The sequence below is a fragment of the Actinomycetota bacterium genome, assembly GCA_040754375.1.
In the GTDB taxonomy this organism is placed as follows: domain Bacteria; phylum Actinomycetota; class Acidimicrobiia; order Acidimicrobiales; family AC-14; genus JBFMCT01.
Map to the genome: position 1 here is coordinate 1 of JBFMCT010000037.1, position 26,306 is coordinate 26,306.

The 26,306-nt window shown below is 71.7% G+C and carries 26 protein-coding genes; 12 read left to right on the top strand and 14 right to left on the bottom strand.

Annotated features, from left to right (window positions below):
* The 3 genes from AB1673_13780 to AB1673_13790 all read left to right on the top strand — a co-directional run.
* Positions 1–920: RHS repeat-associated core domain-containing protein (locus AB1673_13780; protein MEW6155033.1), on the top strand; the 920-nt coding region annotated here is incomplete at its 5' end.
* Complete coding sequence (locus tag AB1673_13785; GenBank protein MEW6155034.1) at positions 908–1,141, top strand: hypothetical protein; 234 nt, start codon at positions 908–910, stop codon at positions 1,139–1,141. The genes AB1673_13780 and AB1673_13785, both read left to right, overlap by 13 nt.
* Positions 1,142–1,154: 13 nt before the next feature.
* Complete coding sequence (locus AB1673_13790) at positions 1,155–1,589, top strand: RHS repeat-associated core domain-containing protein (protein ID MEW6155035.1); 435 nt, start codon at positions 1,155–1,157, stop codon at positions 1,587–1,589.
* A gap of 281 nt (positions 1,590–1,870) precedes the next feature.
* Here the strand turns inward: AB1673_13790 and AB1673_13795 are convergent, their stop codons facing one another.
* Positions 1,871–2,257 (bottom strand): SCP2 sterol-binding domain-containing protein, encoded by a 387-nt coding sequence (locus tag AB1673_13795; protein ID MEW6155036.1) that lies wholly within the window; start codon positions 2,255–2,257, stop codon positions 1,871–1,873.
* 19 nt (positions 2,258–2,276) lie between these two features.
* Positions 2,277–3,164, bottom strand: coding sequence for a mycothiol conjugate amidase Mca (mca, locus tag AB1673_13800; GenBank protein MEW6155037.1), 888 nt, complete (start codon positions 3,162–3,164; stop codon positions 2,277–2,279).
* Between the two features lie 81 nt (positions 3,165–3,245).
* Between mca and AB1673_13805 the strand changes: the two genes are divergently transcribed.
* Complete coding sequence (locus tag AB1673_13805) at positions 3,246–3,779, top strand: ATP-binding protein (GenBank protein MEW6155038.1); 534 nt, start codon at positions 3,246–3,248, stop codon at positions 3,777–3,779.
* Between the two features lie 79 nt (positions 3,780–3,858).
* Here the strand turns inward: AB1673_13805 and AB1673_13810 are convergent, their stop codons facing one another.
* The gene (locus AB1673_13810; protein ID MEW6155039.1) at positions 3,859–5,733 is read right to left on the bottom strand and encodes a caspase family protein; all 1,875 of its coding nucleotides are present in this window, start codon (positions 5,731–5,733) and stop codon (positions 3,859–3,861) included.
* Positions 5,703–6,110 (bottom strand): hypothetical protein, encoded by a 408-nt coding sequence (locus AB1673_13815; GenBank protein MEW6155040.1) that lies wholly within the window; start codon positions 6,108–6,110, stop codon positions 5,703–5,705. Before AB1673_13815 ends, AB1673_13810 begins: the two co-directional genes overlap by 31 nt.
* 106 nt (positions 6,111–6,216) lie before the next feature.
* Between AB1673_13815 and corA the strand changes: the two genes are divergently transcribed.
* Both corA and AB1673_13825 read left to right on the top strand, forming a co-directional pair.
* Positions 6,217–7,170: a magnesium/cobalt transporter CorA gene (gene corA, locus AB1673_13820; GenBank protein MEW6155041.1), complete on the top strand. Its 954-nt coding sequence runs from the start codon at positions 6,217–6,219 to the stop codon at positions 7,168–7,170.
* Positions 7,167–8,285: an LpqB family beta-propeller domain-containing protein gene (locus AB1673_13825; GenBank protein MEW6155042.1), complete on the top strand. Its 1,119-nt coding sequence runs from the start codon at positions 7,167–7,169 to the stop codon at positions 8,283–8,285. The genes corA and AB1673_13825 overlap by 4 nt, the downstream gene beginning before the upstream one ends.
* 151 nt (positions 8,286–8,436) lie before the next feature.
* On the opposite strand, the gene AB1673_13830 is transcribed toward AB1673_13825, so the two are convergent.
* Positions 8,437–9,105 (bottom strand): hypothetical protein, encoded by a 669-nt coding sequence (locus AB1673_13830; GenBank protein MEW6155043.1) that lies wholly within the window; start codon positions 9,103–9,105, stop codon positions 8,437–8,439.
* Between the two features lie 66 nt (positions 9,106–9,171).
* On the opposite strand from AB1673_13830, the gene AB1673_13835 reads away from it, so the two are divergent.
* Positions 9,172–9,813: a hypothetical protein gene (locus AB1673_13835; GenBank protein MEW6155044.1), complete on the top strand. Its 642-nt coding sequence runs from the start codon at positions 9,172–9,174 to the stop codon at positions 9,811–9,813.
* 19 nt (positions 9,814–9,832) lie between these two features.
* Here the strand turns inward: AB1673_13835 and AB1673_13840 are convergent, their stop codons facing one another.
* From AB1673_13840 to AB1673_13850, 3 genes are all read right to left on the bottom strand, one after another.
* Positions 9,833–11,068, bottom strand: coding sequence for a TrkA C-terminal domain-containing protein (locus tag AB1673_13840; protein ID MEW6155045.1), 1,236 nt, complete (start codon positions 11,066–11,068; stop codon positions 9,833–9,835).
* 32 nt (positions 11,069–11,100) lie between these two features.
* On the bottom strand, positions 11,101–12,336 hold the full coding sequence (locus AB1673_13845; protein MEW6155046.1) for a magnesium transporter: 1,236 nt from the start codon (positions 12,334–12,336) through the stop codon (positions 11,101–11,103).
* A 73-nt stretch (positions 12,337–12,409) separates the two neighbouring features.
* Positions 12,410–12,817 carry a PPOX class F420-dependent oxidoreductase gene (locus tag AB1673_13850; GenBank protein MEW6155047.1) on the bottom strand — a complete coding sequence of 136 codons (408 nt, stop codon included), beginning with the start codon at positions 12,815–12,817 and terminating at the stop codon, positions 12,410–12,412.
* 587 nt (positions 12,818–13,404) lie between these two features.
* On the opposite strand from AB1673_13850, the gene AB1673_13855 reads away from it, so the two are divergent.
* Positions 13,405–14,901: an RHS repeat-associated core domain-containing protein gene (locus AB1673_13855; GenBank protein MEW6155048.1), complete on the top strand. Its 1,497-nt coding sequence runs from the start codon at positions 13,405–13,407 to the stop codon at positions 14,899–14,901.
* A 181-nt stretch (positions 14,902–15,082) separates the two neighbouring features.
* A complete protein-coding gene (locus AB1673_13860; protein ID MEW6155049.1) occupies positions 15,083–15,394 on the top strand; it encodes a hypothetical protein in 312 nt (103 codons plus the stop codon).
* A 933-nt stretch (positions 15,395–16,327) separates the two neighbouring features.
* Here AB1673_13860 and AB1673_13865 read toward each other — a convergent pair.
* Genes AB1673_13865 through AB1673_13875 form a run of 3 tightly spaced genes read right to left on the bottom strand, consistent with a single transcriptional unit; the run spans position 16,328 to position 20,288 of the window.
* Positions 16,328–18,658: a [protein-PII] uridylyltransferase gene (locus AB1673_13865; GenBank protein ID MEW6155050.1), complete on the bottom strand. Its 2,331-nt coding sequence runs from the start codon at positions 18,656–18,658 to the stop codon at positions 16,328–16,330.
* A 26-nt stretch (positions 18,659–18,684) separates the two neighbouring features.
* Positions 18,685–19,023 carry a P-II family nitrogen regulator gene (locus AB1673_13870; GenBank protein ID MEW6155051.1) on the bottom strand — a complete coding sequence of 113 codons (339 nt, stop codon included), beginning with the start codon at positions 19,021–19,023 and terminating at the stop codon, positions 18,685–18,687.
* On the bottom strand, positions 19,020–20,288 hold the full coding sequence (locus tag AB1673_13875) for an ammonium transporter (protein ID MEW6155052.1): 1,269 nt from the start codon (positions 20,286–20,288) through the stop codon (positions 19,020–19,022). The genes AB1673_13870 and AB1673_13875 overlap by 4 nt, the downstream gene beginning before the upstream one ends.
* A 159-nt stretch (positions 20,289–20,447) precedes the next feature.
* Here AB1673_13875 and AB1673_13880 point away from each other — a divergent pair, with 159 nt between their 5' ends.
* Both AB1673_13880 and AB1673_13885 read left to right on the top strand, forming a co-directional pair.
* Positions 20,448–21,260, top strand: a complete 813-nt coding sequence (locus AB1673_13880; protein ID MEW6155053.1) for an SDR family oxidoreductase — start codon at positions 20,448–20,450, stop codon at positions 21,258–21,260.
* 146 nt (positions 21,261–21,406) lie between these two features.
* Positions 21,407–22,138, top strand: coding sequence for a Rieske 2Fe-2S domain-containing protein (locus AB1673_13885; protein ID MEW6155054.1), 732 nt, complete (start codon positions 21,407–21,409; stop codon positions 22,136–22,138).
* Positions 22,139–22,160: 22 nt separating this feature from the next.
* Here AB1673_13885 and AB1673_13890 read toward each other — a convergent pair whose 3' ends face one another.
* Positions 22,161–22,379: a DUF2905 family protein gene (locus AB1673_13890; protein MEW6155055.1), complete on the bottom strand. Its 219-nt coding sequence runs from the start codon at positions 22,377–22,379 to the stop codon at positions 22,161–22,163.
* Positions 22,380–22,490: 111 nt separating this feature from the next.
* On the opposite strand from AB1673_13890, the gene AB1673_13895 reads away from it, so the two are divergent.
* Positions 22,491–22,904: an ATP-binding protein gene (locus tag AB1673_13895; protein ID MEW6155056.1), complete on the top strand. Its 414-nt coding sequence runs from the start codon at positions 22,491–22,493 to the stop codon at positions 22,902–22,904.
* Here the strand turns inward: AB1673_13895 and AB1673_13900 are convergent.
* Entirely contained in the window at positions 22,897–23,334 is a 438-nt protein-coding gene (locus AB1673_13900) for a cupredoxin domain-containing protein (GenBank protein MEW6155057.1), read from the bottom strand. The two genes, AB1673_13895 and AB1673_13900, sit on opposite strands and share 8 nt — an antisense overlap.
* Before the next feature lie 32 nt (positions 23,335–23,366).
* On the bottom strand, positions 23,367–26,306 hold a 2,940-nt coding region (locus AB1673_13905; GenBank protein ID MEW6155058.1), incomplete at its 5' end, for an error-prone DNA polymerase.

Sequence of the window (26,306 nt, forward strand, 5' to 3'; positions counted from 1 at the left end):
GCGACGGCCTGCGCACCTCCAAGACGGTGGCCGGCCAGACGAAGCCCTTCTCCTGGGACGAGTCCGGCCCCGTCCCCCTCGTGCTCTCCGACGGCGAGCTGCGCTTCGTCTACGGCCCCGGGGGCCGTCCCCTCTACCAGCTCGACGCCGCCGACGTGCCCACCTACCTGCACCAGGACCAGGTCGGCTCCACCCGCCAGCTCACCTCGGCCACCGGCGAGGTGGTGGCCACCTTCACCTACGGCCCCTACGGCGAGCTGTCTTCGGCCACCGGGACCGCCACCACCCCGCTGCGCTTCGCCGGCGAGTACACCGACACCGAGACCGGCTTCGTCTACCTGCGGGCCCGCTACTACGACCCGGCGACGGGGCAGTTCATCAGCCGGGACCCGCTTACGGCCTTGACGGGCGAGCCCTACCTGTACGCCGCGGGCAACCCGATCAACGCGATCGACCCGTTGGGACTGCTGTCGCTGCGCGACGTGACACGCGCAGTGAAGAAGGTCGCCGGCACGATCAGTGTGGTATCGAGCGCTGCGGCGGCGGTCGCTTACACGACGGCCCTTGTCTGTGGGCCTGTTGCCCTGCGCTCGGGCACCGCCCTGGCAGCGGGCGCCTTCTTCAGCGCCACCTCGGCCGTCACCGGCGCTGTCGCCACGGCCATTGAGTGCACAGACGGCGGGGGCCTCGACAAGGCATGCGTCGCTGGGATCGCGTCGACAGCGATCAACGCCCTTGTTCCTCGCGTGGGGCGCGGCATCACGACGCGCTTCGGGGAGGAGCTTGGTAATCGCGCTACGGCGGCTCTGGCCAACCTCGGGTTCTCGACGAATACCGCCGGGCTGCTGTGGGGCAAGCAAGCATCGCGCGACCGCGGAGGAGCCGACCTCGCTGAAGGAGCCGACTGGTGTCCGGTGTGATTGGGATCTTCGGGATAACCGCACTGACGGGACTAATCGCGCTTCTGTTCGGGTGGAACGCGTCGAGTTCGGGCCGCGTCGAGAACAAGCACGATGACCAGAGCCAGCTTCTCGCCGGATTTCGCTTCGCTGGGTCGTTCTACGCTCGCCTCGGCGTCGTGTTGGTGATCGTAGGCGTCGTCGGCATGACCGTGAGTGCGCTGCTCTCGCTGGCCACTTAGCACCTCGATCGTCGTGGGCCTTGAAGGCGAGTACGCCGACGCCGAGACCGGCTTCGTCTACCTCCGGGCCCGCTACTACGACCCGGCCACGGGGCAGTTCATCTCGCGGGACCCGCTTACGGCTATGACGGGCGCGCCGTACGCGTATACAAACAACAACCCGCTCAACGGGACGGACCCCCTCGGGCTGTTCCGCGTTGGGCGACTCTGCACCCCGTCGCTGAGTGAGGTCGCGGAGGTCGCTGGGGTGGCGGGCCACCGCGAAGGGCTCGAGTCTTCGAGCAACGGGGAACGCCCTCAGAGCCGAAAGGGCGGCCCGAATCGAGTCGTCCACGGCGATCTGGAGCCGATTCGGCCAGCTCCGCAGGGTGACAAGCCTTCGATGGCTTGGCGAGCGAGCGCAACGCTCGGCGCGTCCAGACTGTTCGGTAGCGGGGCGAAGTGTTGACATCGGGCCTCAAGCCACGAGACTGAACCGCACTGCGGGGGTGCCGGTGCAGGACCAAGGAGCCTCCAGCTGCTCTGAGTCAGGAGCGGACGATCTCGACTCGGCGTTCTGGTTCCCTTGGCGGACCGCCCGCCCGTCGCGTTGGGCCGTCGGGCGACGGGGCCACCGTCGACCGCCACTCCCCGGTGGCCGTCGGGGGCCTCGACGACGTGGTGGCGGTGGCCGTGCGCTCGGACGCAGCCCCGCCGCCAACGGGCACCGGCCGGCGGCCCGCTGAGCGGTCAGAACTCGGTGTTCTCGGTGATCTTGGCCTTGATGGCCTTGTACTCGGGGCTCTGGGTCAACGGCATGAGGCTCATGAGCTTGCCCATGTTGCCCGACGCCTTGAGCCGGCCCTGCATGAAGGCGGCCGTCTCGTCCAGCTCGCCCTTCTGCATCTTCACCGAGTCCTCGTAGGTGAGGGTGAGGGTGATCTCGGTGTCGGGGTCGTCGCCTAGGGCGTCGACTCGGACCTTGCCGTCCTCGACGTACCAGTGGTAGCGGACATCGCCGTCGGGGCCGCCGGTCACGTGGTACTGGAGGTGGGCGGTGGCGCCCGGCCGTTCGGGGAACTCCTGGGCGACCTCGCGCTGGAGGTCGAGCCACTCCTGAGTCAGGTACTTGGGCATCGCCCGGGGATCGTAGCCGTCAAGCCCCGGGGTGCACCCGGTCGTACAGCCCGGCGAACAGGTCGTCCTCCAAAGGGCCGTCGCCCGGCTCGGGAACGGGACCGACCAACGAGCGGGCCAGGACGAAGTCGTCCCACGGGTAGACGACCACGTCGGCGGGCAGCCCGAACCAGAACTTCGACGTCGGGTCGATCTGGGTGGCGTGGGCCAGCAGCGCCCGCCGTCGCACGTCGTAGTGCCCGGAGATGTCGATCTTGGTGGTGATGCGCTCATCCGTGGCCGGGCGGTCGAACCACTCCGGGCTGTAGGGCGACTCCAGGCCGAGCTCGAGGAACTTGTCGTGGGCCGCCACCATGCGGGCGCGCGACCAGCTCGAGTAATAGAGCTTGAGGGGCTGCCAGGGGGGGCCGGCCTCGGGATAAGCGTCGGGGTCGCCGGCCGCGTCGAAGGCGGGCACGGTGACCTCGTGGACCCGCAGGTGGTCGGGATGGGGGTAGCGGTTCTGCTCGTCGGGATAGGTGATGACGACCTGGGGCCGTTCGCGGCGGATGACCTCCACCAGCCGGCCCACGGCCTCGTCGAAGTCGGCTCGGGCGAAGCAACGGGGGTCGTCGTTGCACGGGGCGCCGGCCATGCCCGAGTCGCGGTAGCCGAGCATCACGACCTCGTGGAACCCGATCTCCGCCGCGGCCCGGGCCAACTCCTCACGGCGGACATCGGCCAGCCGGTCACGGACCTCGGGCCGGTCCATGGCCGGGTTGAGGATGTCGCCCTCCTCACCCCCGGTGCAGCACACGAGCACCGTACGCACCCCCTCGGCGCCGTAGCGGGCCAGGGTGGCGGCCCCCTTCGACGACTCGTCGTCGGGGTGGGCGTGGACCGTCAGCAGGCAGAAGGGCTCAGACATGACTCTCCCAACATACGGGGCGCCGCCCGCCTTCCGCGACGCGTTTGCGCCCGCCCGCCGGCATGGGCCCACACTGTCGCCGTGAAAATCGCCTTCGTCGGGTCGTTCTCCACCGGGAAGACCACCCTTGCCAACCTGTTCGCCCGCGAGTGGGACTACCCGCTGCTGCCCGAGGTCGCCCGCCAGGTCGTCGAACTGGGCTTCCCGCTCGACCAGAGCGCAACCGCCGAGACCGAAGCCCTGATCTTCCTCAAGCAGTGGCGGGCGGAGATGTCCCACGAACGGTTCGTGGCCGACCGCTCGATCTACGACGTCCTCGCCTACGCCGACTGGGTCATGGAGAACCAGGACGGCGACCGCAAGGAGAACCACCTGTGGTACGAGTCACGCGAGATCGCCACTTACGACCTGCGCGCCCGCTACGACCACGTGTTCTACCTGCCCGTCGAGTTCCCGATCGTTCTCGACGGCCTGCGGCCTGACGACCCCGCCTTCCAAGCCGACATCGACCGCCGCATCCGCCACCTCCTGGAGACGGCCGACGTGTCCTTCCACACCCTCACCGGCTCCGTCGAGCAACGCCAGGACCAGGTCCGCGCCCTGGTCAGCCGCTGAACGCCGGCCCCCCAACCCCGAAACCTGCGCGGGAAACGTGGGCGTTTCGCCCACGAAACCCGCGCAGGTTTCGGGGGGGCTACTCGGACACGACGGCGTCGTAGCGGCCGCGGTTGTTCTCGGTGCCCAGGTCGTTGACGCCCAGGAAGAGGCGGCCCGAGGCGGGGGCCGGCCGGCTCAGTCGCGACCCCACGAGGAACGGCTCGCCGTCGTCGATACGGCCGATGAGGGCGGCGTGGGCCACTCCTTGGACGACGTTGTTCTCGTAGTGCTCCTCGCCCGCGATCCCGTCGGGCGTGCTCGACCGGTCGGGCGCCCCCACGGCCGTGTCGACCACCCCCCTGGCCTGGACCACGATGTCCTGGCCGGCGCGTACGTCGATGCCCGTGTCGGTCCAGACCCGGGTGCCCTCCACGGCCACCGCCGTCCCCGGGCCGGCCTGGTCGGCCGTGCCCCCGGGGCCGCCGTCGTCCCCGGTGCCCAGGGCCACGACCAGCACCAGGACCACCGCCACCAGCGCGACCGCCGCGCCGGCCACCGTCACCGTCCGCCGGTCGGGGGGCCACAGGCCGCGCCGGGGAGCCGGGCTCGGGGGCTGAACCGGCGGCCCCGAGCGACGAGGCGGCGCGGGGCCGGGCGTGCCGACGGGGCCGGGCGTGCCGACGGGGCCGGGCGTGCCGACGGGGCCGGAGGCCGAGGGCGCCTCCATCTGGGGCTGGAGCTGGGGCCCGGCCGGGCCCGCCAGTGCAGGGCTTCCCGCGGTGGGGCTGGTCGCGGCAGGGCTGGGCGAGGCGGGGATGGGTGCGGCCGCCTCGATCACGGCCCTCACGAGGATGCGCCCGGTGGTGGAAGTGCCCCGCAAGGCGACCTCACCGGTGATGGTCCCGGTCACCGCCGTGTCCACGGCCACGACGACTGCGTCCCCGTCGCGCCCCGCCTTGATCAAGGGGTCGGCCCCGGCCACGTCGAGGTCCCCCACCAACCGGACCCGGTGCCGGGGCGACACCTGGCCGGCCCGCAAGGTCCCGAAGTCGAGCTCGGCCCGCACCACCTCCACCGGCTCCACCGGGCCCACCGGGCCCACCGGGCCCACCGGATCCGCTCGCCCAGGGGCGGCCGCCGGGGGGCGCGGCTCGGCCAGTACGCTCGGCGCCAACGCGCTGGGTCCGGCCGGCGCGACCGGCTCGGGCGCCACCGGCTGGGCGACGGGGGACGAAGCCGCTGACGAGGCTGCGGGGGCCCGGCGGGCGATGGCGATGTCGCCGTCGCCCGAGAAGCTGCGCTGGGGGATCTGGCGGCCCTGCTCCCGTAACCGCTCGCTTACATAGTCGAACAGGTCGGTGACCTCCACGTAGCCGTCGCCGTCGTGGTCGTCGGCCCCCCCGACGATCCCCTCGACCAGGTGCTGGGTGAACAGGCTGGTGCCGTTGCGGCGGTCGGAGTCGTTGGCCAGCTGGCCGCTGCGGCAGCTCGTCAGCAGGAAGCGGCCCGAGCCCCGCAGGCTGTCGGGCAGCGATCCCCCCTTGAAGGCCCCGCTGTGGCAGCAGTCCAGGACGATCACGGTGGTGCGGGCGGCCGACTCCTCGAACATCATGTTCACGGCCGTCGAGGACACCGACGTGGACTTGAGCAGATCGGTCCGCGTATCACGGGTGCACAGGAACAGCTGGCCCCGCTCGTTGAGCAGGCCGTGGCCGCTGTAGTACAGCAGCAGGACGTCGTCGCGCCGGGCCTGGCTGAAGAACTGGTCGAGCTCGACGAGGACCTCGGCGCTGGTGCGTTCGGGCAGCATACGCACGGCGCCGGGCTCGAACAGCCCGCACTGGCGGTCGGTCAGGGCGCTGCGCAGCAGGGCCACGTCGTTCACGGGGCCCTCCAGGGCCTGGAGGTTGTTGGAGTCGGCCGGGAAGGTCGAGTTGCCGATCAGCAGGGCTCGGTAGCGGGGGTCGGCCACGCCAGTCCTCCGATGCGCTCCACCGCCGCCTTGGCGACCACCTCCAAGGCGCTGTCGTTGAGGGCGTCGCCCCGCAGGCAGATCTTCCGCTCGCTGTCACCGTCGGTGAAGCTGATCTCCAGGCTGCGGGACTTGTCCCGCTTGAGCCAGCTCCGGAAGAACTCGACGGCCGCCGTGAACGTGCCCGCCGACCCCAGGGCCACGATGATGGTCTCGGCGCTGCCCTTCGTCCCGTCCACGGGCACCGACCGGCGCTCCACCGTGCCGACCTCGGCCCGCAGTTCGGCGTAGAACGACCGGAGCTGGTCCTGCCAGCGGTCGTCCTCGGGGTCGTAGCGGTCGGTAACCGGGACGGCAACGACTTCGAAGGCCTCCATGGCGCTCACCAGTCTGTCACCACCGCCGCAAACCCGCGCGGGAAACGTGGGCGTTTCGACCACGCTTCCCGCGCAGGTTTCGCGCGCTGGGGGTACCGTTCGCCGGGTGATCGCAGTACGGGCCTACCGAGCGGGCGAGGCGGCCGAGATCGAGCTCGCCCAGGTCCCGTCCCTCGTGGGCGAGGCGGGGCCGCTGGTGTGGGTCGACCTGTGGGAGCCGTCCGACGACGACCTGGCGTGTGTCGAGAAGCAGTTCGCCCTCCACCCCTTGGCCCTGGAGGACGTGCGCCAGCGCCAGCAGCGGCCCAAGCTCGAGCACTACCCGAGCCACGCCTTCGTGGTGGCCTACACCGCCGACCTCCAGGAGGTCGACTTCTTCATCGGCCCCAACTGGCTGGTCACGGTGCGCGAGGACGACGGCCGGCACCCACCGTGGTCGGTCGACACCGCCCGTGCCCGCTTCGAGCGCACCCGGCCCGACCCGCCCACGTCCGGGTACCTGCTCTACGTGTTGCTCGACGAGCTCGTCGACGGTTACTTCCTGGCCTGCGAGGCGGCCGAGGACCGGCTGGAGGAGCTCGAGGACCGGATCTTCGGCGAGCAGGTGCCCGACGAGAAGTCGGTCCAGCAGGAGCTGTTCGACGTGCGACGCGAGCTGGTCTTGTTCCGCCGGGCGGTCGTCCCCCTGCGGGAGGTGATCGCCTCGCTGCTGCGGGGCGAGGTCAAGGCCGTCGACGAGCACACCCGCACGTACCTCCAGGACGTCTACGACCACGTCCTGCGGGCCGTCGACCAGCTCGACGCCCAGCGCGAGCTGATGGGCAACGCCGTCGAGGCCCATCTGGCCATCATCTCCAACCGCATGAACCGGGTGATGAAGCGCATGACCTCCTGGGGTGCCATCCTGCTGGGGTCCACACTGGTGGCGGGGATCTACGGGATGAACTTCGAGAACATGCCTGAGCTCGGTTGGTCGATGGGCTACGCCTGGGCGCTGGGCCTCATGCTGGCCATCACGGTGATCGGCTACGGCCTGTTCAAGCGCAAGGACTGGCTGTGAGCGCCGGGCCCGAGACCGGGGCCACCGCCCTGAAGTGCACCGAGCACGGCACCCCCACCCGCTTGACGTGCGCCGAGTGCGGCACGCCCATCTGCCCCGAGTGCCTGGTAAAGACCCCGGTGGGCCTCAAGTGCCCGACCCACGCCGAGGCCGTGGCCGCGCCCAAGGTCAAGGTCCGGCGCTCGAACCTCGCCACCGTGGTGATCGGCGTCCTGGCCGTGGTGGGGGCCGTCGCCGCCCTCCTGTCGGTGCTGGGCGGGGGCGAGAGCGTCGACACGGCCGGCCAGGGCGGGCCCGCCGTCCCCCTCCCGGGCCGCATCGAAACCCCCCAGGTCGGGCTGATGGCGGCCGACGGGTCGGGCAAGCGCCTGGTCACCAACCGCCCCCGGGCTTTCGACGGCAGCCCCACCTGGTCGCCCGACGGGTCGCGGATCGCCTTCGAGAGCGTGGTCGACGGCCGGCGCTCGATCTGGGTCGTGCAGGCCGACGGGGATGGCATCCGCCGCCTCACCGAGGGCGCGGGCGCCGACAGCGCGCCAGCGTGGTCCCCCGACGGGATGCGGATCGCCTTCATGAGCGACCGCGACGGCAATCCCGACATCTACGTGATGAACGCCGACGGCAGCAGTCCCCGCCGGCTCACCGACGCCCCCGGGGAGGACGGCTTCCCGGCGTGGGCCCCCGACGGCTCGCGCGTGGCCTTCGTCAGCGACCGCAGCGGCGAGTTGCGGGTCTGGACGGTGGCCCCCGACGGGTCGGGCCCGGCGATGCTGGTCGACGTGCCCGCCGTGCCCGATCGCGTGGCCTTCTTCCCCGACGGCCGGCGGGTGGTGATGACCAGCGACCGCGACGGCAACCCCGAGCTCTACGTGGTCAGCCTCGACGGGGCGGCGCCCGTGAGGCTCACCGACAACCTGGCCAGCGACGGCGAGCCGTCGATCTCCCCCGACGGGTCCCGGGTCGTGTTCGCCAGCGATCGCGACGGCACACCCGCCGTCTTCGTCATGGGCACCGACGGCACCGGCGTACGCAAGCTCACCACCGGGCCCCGGGGGTTCGCCCCCGCATGGTCGCCCGACGGGGCCCACATCGCCTACGTGACCGACCCGGGCTGACCGCGGAGCCCCGTCGCCCGACCCAACCGGCCCAGCTCCCAGCGGAGCGGCAGCCGGGGGGACCGATCCGGGGGGGTCCCACCCGGGGGGACCACGAACAATCGCGGAGCGGTCCGAGCAGGCGTACGGGCGAAGGGCCCGGCCAGGGGCGTCAGGCGGTGGACAGGAGCCCTTCGACCTCAGCCGCCGCGGCGGTGACCTCGCCGGCCGACCGGTCGGCCTGGCGGGCGTGCTCGGCCAACCCGGCCACGCTAGGACCGGCCTGGGCCACGGCATGGCCGGCGGCCGCCAGAGCCACCTGGACGGGCCCGGGCAGGTGTTCGTGGGTGGCCAGGCGGGCCAGGCGGCGCTCGCCCTGCTCGCGCTCGCGCTCCAGCGACGACGCCTGGGCCCGCATCCACAGGTCGTCGGGGCTCATGTGGCGCAGCCGCGACAGGCTGGCCATCACGGTGAGCGTGGCCACCGCCTCTCCCAGCACGAAGCCGGCCAGGTGGGTGACGGCCGCCGGCGAGCCGTCCTCCATGACCTCGGCGGCCGCCGCGAACACGGCCTCGGCCCAAGCCTCGAACTCCTCGGGGCCGTTGGGCCGAGGGGGAACGGCCGCCCCCAGCCGCCCGAGGGTGGCCTCCGTCTGGGCGAGGCGGGCGAAGGAGGCGTCCCGGTAACCGACGACGCGGTCGCGCTCCTCCCCCACCAGGCGGGCGAAGGCGACTTCGGCCCCCCGGTCGGCGATGGCCAGCAGGGCCAGGCCGTTGAAGTAGAGGCCGGCGACCGGCGGTGACCAACCCACCACGAATGCGTCCAGTTTGTCGACAGTCACGGGAAGAACATCGTTGCCCATGGGACCGGCTCCTGTCACACTGCGGTTGAGCAGAAGGGAGGCTCAATGGGCGGGGTGAGGCGGGGGGTGGCCGTGGCCTTTCCGGCCGTGCTGGTGGCGGGGCTGGTGCTGTGGGGGGCGGCCGCGTTCGCGTGCACCAACTTGGCCACCATCAACCTGAGCAGTTCCTACGGCCACCCCGGTGACCGGATCACAATCGTCGGCACCTCGTTCCCGGTCCCCCGGGCCCAGGGCAGCACCCCTACGCCGGTCACCATCCACTGGGGGGCGATCGACGGGCCCGCGATCGGCACCGTCGTCCCCGACCGCACGGGCCTTATCTCGCTAACGTTCACCGTCCCCGAAGCGGCCCCCGGCAACGTGGTCATCGTAGGCGTGCAGCGGCGGGCACTGGTCAACCCCGAGACCCCCGAGGCCCCCCCGATCGGCGTCGTTGACGAGCCGGGAACGCCCGCCCGGGCCACGTTCCGGGTGCTGGCCCCGGGCGAGCACGCTCCTGTACGGGTAGTGGGCGCCGACTTCGCGGCCATGAGCGAGCCCCCGGGCACCACCGCCCTGTTCGTGCTCATAATGCTCCTGGGCACGATCTCGCTCTCGCTGTTCGCGGGCGGGGCCATCGCCTTCGTCCACCAAGTGAGGCTGCGGCGGGCCACCCCCGAGCCGTGGCGCACGTGGGGTTACTACTGAGCAGCCACGGGCGGCGCCGTCAGCCCTCGGCCCCGCTGGGGACCAGTTCCTCCTCGCCCGTCTCGTCGTCCTCGATGAGCACGTAACCGCCCACCGCGGCCAGCAGGCGGTGGCCCTCGTCGGGACCGGTGGCGATCAGCTCGTCGCCCCCCTGGAGCACGGCGTTGGACCGGGGCCGGTAGAGGTAACGACCGCCCCGGCGGATGGCCAGCAGGTAGAAGCCCGTCTCGGTCTCCAGGCGCAGGTCGGCCAGCGACCGGCCGTCGGCCGGCGAGCCGGGGGCGACCGGCACCCGCACCACCACCTCGTCGGCGTCCCCCAGGCCCAGGGCCAGCACGGGGTGCAGCTCCTCGCCCTCCTCGACCAGCCACACCATCTGCTGGGCGGCGTCGCCGATCTCCTCGGCCGCCTGCCCGAGGTGGATAAGGCCCCGCAGCGGGGAGGGGTCGACCCGCTCGTAGGCGGCCCGCAGCACCCATAGCTCCAGGCGCTCCTTCATCTCGTCGAGGCGGTCCTCGAGGTGGCTGACCTCGGCCGCCAGCCCCTGGTCACGCAGCACGAGGGCCGAGTAGGCCAGCCCCACGGCCACCTCGGAGATGTTCTTCATCTCGACGAGCACGTCGATGGCCCGGTCCAGGTCGGAGACGGCCGGTTCCTCGGCCACCTGGGGCGGGTCCCAGGACGGGGCCCCCGCCAGCGCCCGCAGCTCGGCGATGCCGTCGGCCGTGCCCTGCAGGAACAGCACGTCGCCGGGCATGAGGACGTGGTCGCCGTCGACGTCGGTCACCCAGTCGTGCTCGCGCCGGATGGCCACGACCCGCATGCCCACCTCGACGGGCAGCTCCAGGTCGGCCAGGCTGCGGTGGGCCATCTGAGACGTGTCGCGGATGCGGACCCGGTGGGAGATCTCCTCGGCCTGGCTCAGGTCGGCCACCAGCGCCCGGGGGATGCCGAGGCGGCGGGTGACGATGTGGGCGATGTCGACGGCCGCGTTGCCCATGCGCTCGATGGCCCCGACCACCTGGAGCACCGAGGCCATGGCGTCGGCGTCACGGGGCGAGCGGGCGGCCAGCACGCAGATGGCCCGCATCTCGTGGACGAGCTCGGACAGGTGGGCCTCGAGCTCGTCGACCTCCTCGGCCATGTCGGGGTCGCCGAAGTAGACCGCCGCATAGGCCAGGTCGATCATCAGCTCGGAGGTGTCCTTGGCCTCCGAGAGCATGGTCTTGAGATTTCGGGGTCGGCTGTCGTCCATGGCGACCGAGCCAGCGTACCGCCGGCCGCCGCTCACCCGATACCCACGAGCACGATGGCGAAGATGAGGGCGAAGGCGCCGATGAGGTCCATCGAGGACGTGATCAGCGGGATGCCGTGGTTGTCGGGGTCGAGGCCCAGGCGGTAGGCGGCGATGGCGCCGTAGTAGGCGATGCCCACCGCGAAGGTGGTCGCCCCGAAGCCGCCGATGAGGGCGATGGCCATCATGTCCCACAGCCCCGGCGTGGCCAGGCCCACCAGGGCGGCGGCCAGGAACGACGAGATGGCCAGGAAGGTGAACACGGGCACGCAGTAGAAGAACGTGAGCAGGAACTCGCCCCGGGCCGCCCGCTGGGGGATGTTTCGGGGCTCGATGAGACCGAGGTGAAGCTTGGTCGACAGGCGGCTGGACAGCATCCCGCCCAGGGCCCCGGTGTCCTCCATGAACGGCGGGACGAGCACGAGCAGGCCGGGGAAGAGGATGAACGACTCCAGCCGCTTCTCGATCGTCACCCCGGCCAGAACGTCGATGGTGCCGGCCACCAGCAGCACCGGGAGCGACTCGTGGAGGATGCGGGTCAGCAGGGGCAGGCCCGAACGCAGGGCCCCGACGAGGGCGGCCACCGACAGCAGGCCGGTGGACAGGGCCAGGATGGGCGACAGCCAGGGCAGCCCCACCAAGAAGGTGGCCAGGAACAGCGACGGGAGCGTCACCACGTCCCCGGCGGCGGTGACCAGCGGGGCCGAGACGTTGTCCATGTCCCACCCCTTCTTCACCGATCGGGCGGCCACCCACAGGGTGAGGGCGAGGACGAACACCGACGAGACGACCCCGCCCACCACCGAGATGACCACGAAGTCGACGACCGAGATCGTGCCCGCGATGCCGAAGGCCACGGCCACCGCCTTGGCCAGGAAGGCCAGGGCGAGCGAGATCGACAGCGTCAGGGCGACCGAGGCCAGCACGTTCTGGCCGACGACGGTGTCGCGCCGCCGGCTCAACCGGAACGTGCCGGCGTGGATCGTCGTGCCTAGCCGGCTGCCCAGGGCACCGAAGATGTTGCCCCGCATCCCGATGGCCGCCGGCACGAGCACGAGCAGGCCCGGGAGCTGCTCGAGGGTGTGGGTTATGGAGCCGAGGGTGATGCCCGCCAGCAGGTCGCCGAACGACGAGACCATGAGGGCAGCCAGCCCCTGGCGGACGGTGGCCGAGTCGGAGCCCACCAGCGCGTTGAAGCGCGCCCCGATGAGGCGGAAGCGGTTGACCATCGACGACTCGGAGGTTCCATTGCCGGTGTTCGCTCCCTGGTCGGGGACGCCGTGAGCCTAGGCCGGGGGACCCTCAGCCCCGGACATCGGGCCCGGCCCGCTCGATCGTGACCCGCACGAGTACCCGCCGCTCGGCCGCCATGGCCCGCCGGTAGTCGTCCCAGTCGGGGTGCTCGCCCTGCATCTGGCGGTAGTAGTCCACCAGCGGTTCCATAGCATCGGGCAGGGAGAGGACGTCGGCCGTGCCGTCGAGCTGGCGCCAATCGCGAAAGTCGTTGCTCATCACGCATATCGACACACGGGGGTCGCGCCTGAGGTTGCGGACCTTCATGGCCGTCTCCCGGCTGCTGACCACGGCCCGGCCTTCGGAGTCGACGCCCACGACGACCGCCGACAGCTGGGGCCGGCCGTCACGCCTGGTGGTGGCCAGCACCGCCCGGTGGTTCGCCTTCACGAAGTCCCGCGCCGCATCGAGGTCCATCAGACGCTGATCCTAGAGGCTGTGACCGGCTGGCCGACTGCCCCGGCGAGAAGTCCGCGGGGCCCAGCTTGGCGGCCGGTACGAGTTCGCTCGTCCACACGCCTCACCCTCGGCGACGACGTCGCCGCCTGATCCCCGCTCAAGCTTCTTCGGATACCAGCCGATGCCCCCTGCGAACGGCGTTCGGCAGGCTCGGGCCAGCCGGCGGCAGAGGGCAAGGTCGAGCTTCTTGGAATCCTCACCGGGCTCGGGATCGTGATCCTCTTGGGCGGAAACGCTGTGAAGTCCTGGGCGAGCTTGCGGCGCCGGGACGGGGAGTTGGCCTTATGGACAGTCTTCGAGACGTTCCATACTGGCCATCGGGCGTTCGCCGGGGTCGGCGTCGACATCCGGGAACGACGCTTGGCCGAGCAGCGCGCCGTCTTCGAGGAGATGGCGGCGGCTCTGCCGTTGCCGCGTGGTGCCCGCGACGTTGAGCTAACCGGCCGGGAAATCCCGCGAAGCTGGCACGTTCACCTACGACAGCCTCGACCGGGTCACCTCCGAGCCGCTGTCGGACGGCAGCGCCCCGGTGGCCTACCTCTACGATGCCCACGGCAACCTCTACCAGCGCACCGACGCCCTCGGGCACCACCACCTTCGCCTACGACGCCGCCAACCGCCTGGTGTCCAAGTCGCTCCCGGGGGGCGCTGGCACCCTGTCCTACACCTACGACGCGGCCTCCAACCTGACCAGCACCACCGGGCCCGAGGGCACGACCGCCTACCGCTACAACCAGCTCAACCGCCTGGACCAGCTGACCGGGCCGGACGGCCGCAAGACGGTGTTCGCCCACAACCAGGCCGGGCTGCGTACCGGGACCTGGTACAACAGCCCCACGGACGCCACCTACGACGCCTCAGGCCACACCCTCGTGCCCCCGGCCGCCTTCGCGGCCCACACCGCTCTCTCCTACGACGCCGACGGCCGGCTCACGGCCACCCGCACGACCGGGGCGTCAGGTGCGGCCACCCTGTCCGACCTGTCCTACTCCTACTCCGGGCCGACCGCCTGCGCGAGCGGGCCCGCAGGGATGACCGACAAGCGCCAGAGCGTCACCGACCACTTGGCGGGGGCGACCACCACTTTCTGCTACGACCAGGCGGGCCGGCTGGCGTCGGCCTCGACGGGGGGCGGGCCGTCCTACGCCTACACCTACAGCCTCTCGGGCGACCGCACCTCGGACAACGGCGGCTCCTACTCCCTCAACAGCGCCGGCCAGCTGACGGGGCCGGGCTACGCATACGACGCCGACGGCAACATGACCTCGTCCCCCTCGCTGGCCTTCGCCTACAACGGCCGGGGCCAGGCCACCTCGGCCACACCGGCGGGGGGCCAGGCGGTCGCCTTCGCCTACTCGGGCACCTCCCAGTCCGAGCGCACGGCGGCCGGGCCCACGACCTACGCCAACGGCCCGGGGGGATCCGCCTCGGAGGTGACCGGGGGCGTGCGCACGACCTGGGTGCGAGAGCCCGGGGGAGGCCTGGTCAGCTCCCACGGCCCGGCCGGGGACTTCTACTTCTACTTCGACGGCCTGGGATCGGTCATCGGCCTGGTCGGCCCCGACGGGGCCCAGAGAGCCTCCTACACCTACGGCCCCTACGGCGAGGACGCCACCGAGACGGCCCACAACGGCCCCCTGCCCCCCAACCCCTGGCGCTGGTCAGGCGGCTACCTCGACGCCGCCACCGGCCTCTACCACTTCGGCGCCCGCTACTACGACCCCGCCGCCGGCCGCTTCACCCAGCCCGACCCCGTCGTGGGCGGCAGCTGCACCGCCTACGACTACGCCTGCGGCGACCCCGTCGACTTCACCGACACGATCGGGACCAAGGTGAGGCCCCTGCCCCCGGGGCCCTACAGCGTCTGTCACTGGATCGGCCCGGAGTACGACGACATCGCCTTCACCAGCCAGGCGTGCGTCCACTACCGGACAGCCGTAGCCAACAGCAAGCCATCGATCTACTGGGACTTCATCGAGAAGGGCCAGCCGTACACTGAAGTCTATGTCAGTCGTATCAAGGTTACCCCAGCTTGTATATAAGCGGTGGGATCGGCCGTTGTTTCGAATGGGGACATCGCCTGGGGAGTTGCGTTCATCGTCGCCGGAGCGGTGACCCGCCAAGCCCGTGTGATCGCATATGGCGGCGCCTCAGCGGCTGGGGGAATCTACGGCGTCGTAAGCTCGTCTGGAGCAATTCGTCGTGAATGCTAATGGTGAACTCGTGATCAACATGGGAGTCGTTGCTGCCATCGTGGCTGCTGGCCTTGTGCTGGGGCTAGCTATCATAGCTGCCCTCATCAAGATGGATCGGCGCGGGCACTACTCGTACCTAGAGCGGCCCAAGCCAGGGCTCACACGCGCAGAGGGCATCGTCCTTGCCGCTGGTACACTGGTTGCAACTCCGGCTGTCACGACTCTGTTCTGGCGCCAGCCGGGCGCCACTTCTCTGGAGTACTTCCTCCTACGTATGATGATACTCCTGCCGGGCGTGTTCGTCGCCATTGTCCTCTATAGGCAAAAGGAACGATGGTGATCGGCAGCAGGAGGTTTGCCTCGTCCCCGTCGCTGTGCCAACCTAGGTATGGGACGATGATAGTCCGAAGGCTTGCTCATCGCCATCCACTTCTGGCGTGCGTCGCCGCCAGTCTCTCCGGTGGGCTCATCGTGGCGTTGCCTCTCTACGCGGTTCAGCGCTCAGCTCTGCACTTTCTCGCACTGCTTGGGATGGCACTCGTGCTCGGCTGTGTCGTCGCCTTGGCGGCATCGTCGCAAGCACGGTCGAACCCCGAGGCACTCTCGGACCATACCCAAGCTGGTAGCAGGAAGCCGGTTTGGCTACGTCTCGGACGCGCCTTGACCCTTGTAGCGCTCGTCATCATCGGGTACATGAGGATAATAGGGGGTCATGAGTGGCCAACAACAGTCGCTCTTGTAGCAGCATTGGTGGGTGTTCTTGTGGTGAGGCGTGGGGTACCGTGGTTAACCATGAGATGGAGTCCATGAGCGGCCGCTGGACTAGATGGAGGACCAACACTACAACGAGGTTGTCCAGAGCTGACCGATGGGCTGAGGAACATCCGTGGCGCTGGGCACTTGCACTCGGAACACTCCTCGGATGCCTCCATGGTGGACTGTACCAGGACTTCTGGGCAGGCTTGTTGTTGGGCGGCACTGTTGCAGCTATTAACGTTCTTAGGATCCCCTATAATGGAGCTTACCCCTCTTGGTACTGGGGAGTATTAGCGGGAGTTGCTGTCGGTGCCTCGAGCTTCATTCTATTCCATAGCGCCGTTCTCGCATTCTTCTTAGTTCTTATCGTTGCGTCCCCGTGGCCCCGACGGCCAATTCCTCGTCGGGGAGACTCCCGATGACAGGCAGATGCCGTCACCGCCACAGCGACTGGAAGGGATTTACGTCACCGCGAGCTAATCTGGAGCAGCAATGCCGGGCGGTTCCGGCCGTCTGATTAGGCCCGGGACAGCTCGGCGAAGACGGCCCTTTCGATCTCGCGGCGGTGGTCGGCGTCGATGATCTTGTCGCCCGAGGCGTCGACGACGTAGAAGGCGTCGACCACCTCGTGGCCCAGCGAGGCGACGGTGGCGTGGCGGATGTCGAGGGCCAGCTCGGCCAGGGCCCGGGTGACCCGGTAGAGCAGACCGATGCGATCGGGGGCGCGCACCTCCACGACGGTGGCCGTGGCCGAGGCCTCGTTGTCGATGATGACCCGGGTGGCGGCCGGGACGGCGGCCGTGGCCCGGGCGGCCCCGTAGGCCCGGGCCCGGTCGGCGATGCGGGCCTCCAGCGACAGTCGCCCGCCCAGGGCGCGCCTCAAGTCCCTCTCCACCGCCGGCCAGTCGGGCTCGCCGCCGAACACCGGCTCCACCCGCAGCTCCTCCACAGCCACGCCCCCGGGCACCGAGCCGGCCCGGGCCATGAGCACGTCGAGGCCGTGCAGGGCGAGGGTGCCGGCCACCCGGCAGAACAGCCCGGGCTGGTCAGGAGCGGCCACCACCACCGTGCGCCCGGAGGCAGTGACCACCACCTCGCCGGCGGCCCGAGCCCGATCGGCTACCGCCTGGTGCTCGGGGCCGGGGAAGTCGGCGGCCGGGGACGCCGGGGCCTGCCCGCCCAGGGCCTTGGCCACCCGCTCGACCAGCGCGGCCACCAGGCCCGCCTTCCACGGGCTCCACGCCGACGGGCCGGTGGCCAGCGAGTCGGCCTCGGTGAGGGCGTGGAGCAGCTCGAGGGTGCCCTGGGCCTCCACCGCGGCGGCCACCATGTCGGCCGTGGCCGGGTCGTTGACGTCCCGGCGGGTGGCCGCGTCGGCCAGCAGCAGGTGGTGGCGGGTGAGGGTGACGAGCACCGCCACGTCGGCCGGCTCGAACCCCATCCTGGTGGTTATCCCCTCCACCACCGGGGCCCCGCCCGCGCTGTGGTCGCCCGGGTAGCCCTTGCCGATGTCGTGCAGCAGGGCGGCGATGAGCAGAAGGTCGGGGCGGTGGACGCGGTCGGCCAGCGCGGCCGCCCGGGCGGCTGCCTCCAGCAGGTGGCGGTCGACCGTGAACCGGTGATAGGCGTTGCGCTGGGGCCGGTTGCGGACCTTGGCCCACTCGGGCACCATGGCCACGAGCAGGCCTCGCTGGTCGAGCGCCTCCATCACCCCCACGGCCGCGTCGCCCGCCCCCAGCAGGCGCAGCAGGGCACGCCGGGCCTCCTCGGGCCACGGGTCGGGCATCGGGGCCGGCGACGCCGCCAGCCGGTCGAGAGTGGTCCGGCTCAGGGGCGCCCCGGCGGTGGCGGCCGCCGCGGCCGCCCGCAGGGCCAGGGTGGGGTCATCTGCCGGTCTGGCCTGGGGGCCGAGCTCGACGGCGCCGTCGCGCAGCACGAGACCGGCCCCCACGGGCTGGTCCCGGCGGGCCAGGCGGCCGACCGGGCCCCGCAGTGAGGCGTCGATGCGCCGCCACGTCTCGTCGCTGGTCCACGCGATCGTGCGGGCGGCGGCCGCCAGCCGGGCCATGAGGGCGTCGGCGTCGGCGTCGCCCAGGGCCTCGGCCACCGCGTCCTGCTCCTGGAGCAGGAGCTGGTCGGTGGCCTTGGCGGTCCGCCTCTGGAGCTCGACGCGGGCGCCCAGCAGAGCGCTATAGGCGTCGGCCAGTGCGGTGTGGTCGTCGTCGAGCAGGATGCGGCGGGCGGCCTCGGCCCAGCCCAAGGCGTGGACATCGCGCAGGCCGCCCCGGCCCTCCTTGAGGTCGGGTTCGAGCAAGAAGGCGACCTCGCCCCGGCGCCTGTGCCGTTCGGCGACCGAACGGCCCAGCTCGGCCAGCCAGCGCGACGACTTCTGGCGCCACTGGCGGGCGGCCCGCTCGGCCAAGTCGACGGCCACCTCAGGGTCACCGGCCACCAAGCGGGCGTCGAGCAGGGCGGTGGCCGTGTCGAGGTCGACGGCCGCCAACGCCAGGGCCTCCTTGGGGGTGCGCACGGCATGGCCCAGCTTGACCCCGGTGTCCCACACGGGGTACCAGATCCGCTCGGCCAGCCCGGCCAGGGCCGGGCGCGGGCGCCGGCCGCCGTCCACGAGCACGACGTCGAGGTCGCTGGCCGGGCACAGCTCGGACCGCCCGTAGCCGCCCACGGCCACCAGGGCCAGGCCCCGGTCGTCGGCCCCGTCGAGGGCGGCGTGGAACAGCCGGGCCAGCCACTGGTCGCTGGCCCGGGCCAGGGCCGAGCAGAACGCCGCCCCTCGCAGGGCGGCGTCCTGGCGGACGTCCACGATCTCGTCAGGTACGGCGGCCGGCACGGTCCATCCTGGCCCGCCGCCGCCGATCAGAGGGCGTCGTGGCCCCGTTCCCCAGTGCGGATGCGCACCATCTCCTCGACGGGGGTCACCCACACCTTGCCGTCGCCGATCTTGTCGGTGCGGGCGGCGGTGACTATGGCGTCGACCACCCGGTCCTTGTCGGCGTCGTCACAGACCACCTCGACGCGCACCTTGGGCACGAAGTCGACCGTGTACTCCGCCCCCCGGTAGACCTCGGTGTGGCCCCGCTGGCGGCCGAAGCCCCTGACCTCCGAGACCGTCATCCCCTGCACGCCCAGGCTGCGCAGGGCCTCTTTCACGTCGTCGACCTTGAAGGGCTTGACGATGGCGACCACCAGTTTCATCGGGTGACCCTTTCCATGGAGCCGACGTCGCCCGAGTAGGCCGCTTCGGCGTGCTGGCTGATGTCGAGGCCCTCGGCCTCCTCGTCCTCGGAGACCCGCAGGCCCATGGTGGCGTCGATGGCCTTGGCGATCCCGAAGGACAGGACGAACGACCACACCATGGTGGCCGCCACAGCGATGACCTGCTTGCCCAGCAGCTCGGCCCCGCCCCCGAAGAACAGGCCGTCGGCCCCAGCCGCGTTGGCCCCGGTGTCGGCGAACAAGCCGAGAAGGAGCGACCCCATGAGCCCGCCCACCAGGTGGACGGCGATCACGTCGAGGGAGTCGTCGAAGCCGAACTTGAACTTGAGCTGGATGGCGAGGTAGCACACGCCGCCCGTGACGAAGCCGATGATGATGGGCGCCACCCCGCCCACCAAGCCGGCGCACGGGGTGATGGCCACCAGCCCGGCCACCAGGCCCGAAGCCGCCCCCAAGGTGGTGGCGTGGCCCCCCTTGATGCGCTCGACCAGCAGCCAGCCACACATGGCGGCGGCCGCCGCCAACTGGGTGTTCATGAACGCCTGGGCGGCCACCCCGTCGCCCCCCAGCGCCGACCCGGCGTTGAACCCGAACCACCCGAACCACAAGATGCCCGCCCCCAGCAGCGTCCACGGCAGGGCGTGGGGCAGCATCGGCACGCCCGGCCAGCCCCGGCGCTTGCCCAGCACCAAGATCAGGGCCAGGGCGGCTACCCCGGCGTTGATGTGCACGACCGTGCCGCCCGCGAAGTCGAGCGCCCCGAGGTCGAACAGCCAGCCCGTGGGGCTGAAGACCCAGTGGGCGACCGGGGCGTAACACACGACCACCCAGACGCCGATGAACACCACGTAGGCGGAGAACTTGAGCCGGTCGGCGCTCGCCCCGGTGATGAGGGCGGGCGTTATCACCGCGAACATCATCTGGAAGGCCACGAAGGCCAGCGGCGGGACGGTTATCCCGTCGAGGCCGGGGATGGCCATCGGTTCGGCCCCGCCCAGGCCCTTGAGCCCGATGAAGTCGAAGTTGCCGATGAACTTGCCACCGTCCCCGAAGGCCAGGCTGAACACGAACAGCGCCCACAGCACGCTGACCAGCCCCATGGCGAAGAAGTTCTGCATGAGCATGCCCAGCACGTTCTTCGAGCGGACCATGCCCGCATAGAAGAACGCCAGCCCCGGGATCATGAACAGAACCAGTGCCGACGACGCCAACACCCAGGCGGTGTTGCCTGAGTCGATCTCCATGTGCCCCTCCCCCGTTGCGGTCCCGGGGGCACCGTAGGGGCCCAATCTGACGCGAGCATTTCTCGCTTGTTAACAGTTTGTGTCCAGGCCCAGGGCGATGCCCTCCCGGAGGCGATGCCCCGCCGCACGGCCGGGGGTGTTCGCGCCTAGCTTCGGGCGATGCCTAGCCTGAGACCGCCCGAGTGGCGTACCGCCCTGGTCACCGGGGCGTCCAGCGGGATCGGCCGCTCCTTCTCCACCGCCCTGGCCGGCCGGGGCCTCGACCTGGTAGTCGTGGCCCGCCGCCGCGACCGGCTGGAGGAGCTGGCGGCCGAGCTGTCCGGCCCGGGCGGGGGCGGGGCGGCGGTGGAGGTGCTGGTGGCCGACCTGGCCACCGAGGAGGGCCGGGTGGCGGTCGAGCAGAGGCTCACCGACCCGGGGCGGCCCGTGGACATCCTCGTCAACGCCGCTGGCTTCGGCAGCGCCGGGCGGTTCGTCGACCTCGACCCGGCCGGGGAACAGGGCCAGGTCGAGGTCAACGTGACCGCCCTGCTGCGGCTCACCCGGGCCGCCCTGGCCCCCATGGTGGGGCGGGACCGGGGCGCGGTGCTGAACATCTCGTCGCTGGCCGGCCACCAGGGGATCCCGGGGTGGGCCACCTACTCGGCCACCAAGGCGTTCGTCACCACGTTCTCGCGGTCGGTGGCCGCCGAGCTCCAGGGCACGGGCGTCCACGTCATGGTCGTGATGCCCGGGTTCACCCGCACCGAGTTCCACACCAACGACGAGATCACCCCCGAGCTCGTGCCCGGGCCGGCGTGGATGATGCCCGACCAGGTGGCCGCCCTCGCCCTGCGTGACCTCGAACGGGGCCGCTCCGAGAGCACCCCGGGAGCCCGGTTCAAGGCCCTGGCCGCGGCATCGTGGATGTCCCCGTGGCCCCTGACCCGGGCCGTGCTGCGCCGGGCCACCCGCCGGGCCTGGTCGCCCTAGGGCGGCCTGCCCGAAAGGCGGCCCCATGGCCGGGCAGCGGCCCCGGCCTGCCCCGGCCTGCCCCGGCCTGCCCCGGCCTGCCCGGGGGGGCTCGGACGTGGCACCCTACGGGGCGGCCCAGGGGTGGCCGCTCAGGGGGGAGGATGATGGCTGACAAGGGGTGGCACAAGGCCGTGCGCAGCTCCGACCTCCAGGCCGGGGACATCTTCCCGGCGGCCGCCGGGCGCGACTACGTGCTGGTGGCCCGGCTGCAGTCCGGCGAGGCGGTGGCCTTCGCCAGCCGCTGCCCCCACCAGGGCACGGAGCTGGAGGGGGCCACGGTGTGGGACAACAAGGTCCGCTGCCCCAAGCACCAGTACCTCTACGACCCCCGCGACGGGGCCAACATCCACCCCACCGAGCGGTTCGGCCCCGAGAAGCTGTGGAAGACGAGGCCCGGTTACCTGCCCACGTTCACGGTTCGCGAACGGGAGGGGTGGGTGTGGGTCTTCGAGGAGCCGCGCCCGCCCCCGGCCAGCTACGACCCTTCGCTGGAGGAGCCGCCCGAGGGGGCCGAGCTCGAGCCGGTGGTCGTCGAGGAGGAGGACGGGCGGCCCACCGAGGCCGTCAAGGTGCTCAAGGTGGCTCAGGGGGCGTCGTTCGAGTTGCGCCTGCCCATGAACCCCCTGCCCGGCAACGCCTGGCACGTCGAGGTCGTGGGCGACCTGCTGGAGGTCGTCGAGGAGGGCCTGTCCGACGAGAGCCCGCCCTGGTGGCGGGCGCGCATCCAGGCCCACGACCCCGGAGAGGACGAGGTCGAGTGCCGGTTCCTGGCCCCCTGGGACCGCGAGCCGTCCGAGCTGCGCCGTTACGTCGTCCAGGTGTTCGAGACGGGCTAGTGCGGAGGCACTAGGCGCGCGCCTACCGGCGGGTGAACAGGTTGATGAGCACGGTGGCCACCACCGACAGCAGCAGGCCGGTGGCCAGGGGGACGAAGACCCGGGTGTTGCCCCGCCGGAAGTCGAAGTCCCCGGGCAGGCGGCCCAGGCCCAAGCCGCCGCCCACGATCAGCAGGGCACCGAGGGCAGCCACGGCCAGGCCGACCACGACCAGCAGCTTGCCTATTCCGTCGAGCTCCACGCCCTCACCGTACCCACCGGCCCGGGCCCGGCACCCGGTTCGGGGACCAACATCGGGTGAAACCACACCGATGATGTTCGCGGGGCCCGCGACGGTAGTTACGCTGGTGCCATCGAAGCCCGGACGTCGCTCTCGCCCACGGCGGCCAGTGTCGCCGCCGCCCGCCGGTTCGTCCGGGACGTGCTCACGAACCGCGACGCCAGCCCGCTGGTGGTCGAGACGGCCGAGCTCCTGACCAGCGAGGTCGTCACCAACGCCATAGTGCACGCCGCCTCGGGCCCCGACCTGGTGGTGCGCATCGCCCGCAGCCGGGTCCGGGTCGAGGTGCAGGACACCAGCCCGTCCGTGCCCGCCCGCCAGTACGCCGGCCCCCTGTCGACCTCGGGGCGGGGCATGGCCATCGTCGACGACCTGGCCAAGGACTGGGGCGTGGAGCACGTGCCCGAGGGCAAGCGGGTGTGGTTCGAGCTGGCGTTCAGCACCTCGCCCCGGCCCTTCTGGCGCCGGGGCGGTGGCTTCAGCTGACGACCAGGGTGCCCGTCATGGCCGGGTGTATGTCGCACTTGACCGGGTAGCGGCCCGGGGCCAGCGCCCGGTCGAAGGTGGCCGTCTGGCCGGCGGCCACGGCCCACACGAACGACCCGTCGACGGCCGTGACCGTGTGGGGCACCGAGTCGGAGTTGGTGACCCGCCACGTGCCACCCGACCGTGCCCCGTCAAGGCCCGCGAAGGCGAAGTTGGCGATCGTGATCGTGTTGGGGGCCACGGTCGTGGTCGTGGCCCCGCCGCTGGCGGCGGCGGCCGTCGTCGGGCTGGAGGCGGCGGAGGTGGTGGCCGTGGTGCCCGGCTGGGAGACGGTGGGTTCGTCGTCGCCGCCGCAGGCGGCGGCCGCCAAGGCCAGGGCGAGCACGGCCAGGGCGGCCAGGGCGCGCCCGCGGGAGGTGGTGGTTGTCATACAAGGACCTACGTGGGCCGGGGCGCGATGGTTCACCGGAAATCGCGGGACTTGGGAGAGGCGGTAGCCAGGGGCAGCGGCTCGAGGCGTTCGGCCACCACGTTGACCGCCCCTTCGGCCCGTTCGAGCCGGCCCCGGACTAGAAGGGCGGGCGACGACCGGGCCAGGCGGCGGTGGCGGGCCCAGACGGCGGCCGAGCAGATCACGTTGGCCATGCCCGTCTCGTCCTCGAGGTTTACGAAGATCGTGCCGTTGGCCGTGGCCGGGCGCTGGCGGTGGGTGACCAGCCCCCCCACCGCCACCCGCCGGCCGTGGGCCACGCTCGCCAGGGCGGCCACGGTCAGCGCCCCTATCTCGTCGAGCTGGGGCCGGGCGAACTGCACCGGGTGGCGGTCGGCCGAGATGCCGGTGGCCCACAGGTCGGCGGCCGTGACCTCCGGCTCGGTCATGGCCGCCAGGGCGGGGGCTTCGGCGCCCACCACCACGCCTGGGAGGCGGTCGTCGCCCGCCTGGGAGACGGCCCCGGCGGCCCACAGGGCAGCCCGGCGGTCGAGGCCCAGGGACCCGAAGGCCCCGGCCGTAGCCAGGGCCTCGACGGCCGCCAGGCCCACCCCGGCCCGGCGTACCAGGTCTTCCATGGAGGCGTAGGGCTGGCGCTCGGCCACCCGCCGGGCCGTCTCGGGGCCCAGGCTGCGCACGTAATCGAGGCCCAGCCTCACGGTGCCGGGCGGGCCCACCTTGGCCTGCTCGGCCGAGAGGTTTACGTCGGGCCCCAGAACCTCGACGCCGTGGCGGCGGGCGTCGGCCACCAGCGTGTTGGGCGAGTAGAAGCCCATGGGCTGGGAGTTGAGCAGCGAGGCCAGGAAGGCGTCGGGGTAGTGGAGCTTGACCCAGGCCGAGGCGTAGACCAGGTAGGCGAAGGACACCGAGTGGCTCTCGGGGAAGCCGAAGTCGGCGAAGGCGGCCAGCTTCTCGTAGATCTGCTCGGCCACGGCGCCCGTGATCCCGTTGACGGCCATGCCCTCGAACAGCCGTCCCCGCAGGGCGGCCATGCGCTGGTGGCTGCGCTTGGACCCCATGGCCTGGCGCAGCTGGTCGGCCTCCCCGGGGGTGAACCCGGCCACGTCGATGGCCATCTGCATCAACTGCTCCTGGAACAGGGGCACGCCCAGGGTCTTGGCCAGCGACTTCTCCAGCAACGGGTGGAGGTAGGTGACGGGCTCGGTGCCGTTGCGGCGGCGGATGTAGGGGTGGACCGAACCGCCCTGGATGGGCCCGGGACGGATCAGGGCCACCTCGACCACCAGGTCGTAGAAGGTGCGGGGCTTGAGCCGGGGCAGGGTGGCCATCTGGGCCCGGCTCTCGACCTGGAAGACCCCCACCGAGTCGGCCGCGCACAGCATGTCGTAGACGGCGTCCTCCTGGGCGATGGTGGCCAGGTCGACCTCGACTCCGTGGACCTCGCCGATGACGTCCACGGCCAGGTGCAGGGCGGTGAGCATGCCCAGTCCCAGAAGGTCGATCTTGACCAGGCCGGTCGCCGCGCAGTCGTCCTTGTCCCACTGCAGGACGGTGCGGCCCTCCATGCGGGCCCACTCCACCGGGCACACCTCGACCACCGGCCGGTCACAGATGACCATCCCCCCCGAGTGGATGCCGAGGTGGCGGGGGTAACCCTCGACCTGGCGGGCCAGGGCCAGCACCGGCTCGGGGATGTCGGTGCTGGCCGGGGCCACCTCGGCCATCCACCACCCCTCGACCTGCTTGGACCAGGCGTCGAGGGCACCCGGGGGGTGGCCCAGGGCCTTGCCCATGTCGCGCACCGCCGAGCGGGGCCGGTAGGTGATCACGTTGGCCACCTGGGCGGCGTTCTCCCGGCCGTAGCGGCCGTAGACGTACTGGATCACCTCCTCGCGCCGCTCGTGCTCGATGTCGAGGTCGATGTCGGGCGGCCCGTCGCGCTCGGGCGACAGGAACCGCTCGAAGAGCAGGCCCAGCCCCACGGCGTCGGCCTTGGTGATGCCCAGCGCGTAACAGACGGCCGAGTTGGCGGCCGAACCCCGTCCCTGGCAGTAGATGTCGTTGGCCCGGCAGAACTCGACGATGTCCCAGACGATCAGGAAGTAACCGGCGAACCCCAGCGCTTCGATGACCCCCAGCTCGTGGGCGATCTGGCGGTGGGCCTGGCCGTTGCCCGGGTAGCGGTGAGCCTCGCCCCGGCGCACCAGCTCGGCCAGCCAGCTCATCTCGGTGTGACCGGGCGGGACCGGGTAGTCGGGCAGCCGGGGGGCGACCAGCGACAGGTCGAAGGCACACGCCCGGCCGTGGTCGGCGGCCCGCTCGACCGCTCCCGGGTAGCGGGCGAAGCGGCGGGCCTGCTCGGCCCCCGAGCGCAGGTGGGCGGACGCGGCCGCCGGCAGCCACCCGTCGGCCTCGTCGAGGGACCGGCGGGCGCGCACCGCGGCCAGGGCGGTGGCCAGCGGGCGCCGGGCCGGGAAGGCGTAGTGGACGTTGTTGGTGGCCACCACCTCGACCCCGGCCCCGGCCGCCAGCGAGACCAGGGCGTCGTTGCGGGCCGAGTCCAGCGGGTCGCCGTGGTCCCACAGCTCCACGGCCACGTTGTCGCGCCCGAAGGCGTCCACCAGCCGGGCCAGCTCGCGGGCCGCGGCTGCCGGTCCCTCGGCCACCAGGGCGGCGGGCACCGCGCCCTTGCGGCACCCGGTCAACACCAACCACTCCCCCCCGTGGGCCCCGGCCAGGTCGGCCAGCCCCACCCGGGGCCGGTTCTTCTCCCCGGCCGCCAGGTGGGCGGCGGACAGGGCCCGGGACAGGCGGGCGTACCCCCCCGGCCCCCGGGCCAGCACGACCAGGTGCCGCCCCGCGGGATCGGGGCCGGGAGGACGAGGCCGCGGCCGCGGTCTCGGTCGCGGTCGCGGTCGCGAAACCTGCGCGGGAATCGTGGGCGTTTCGCC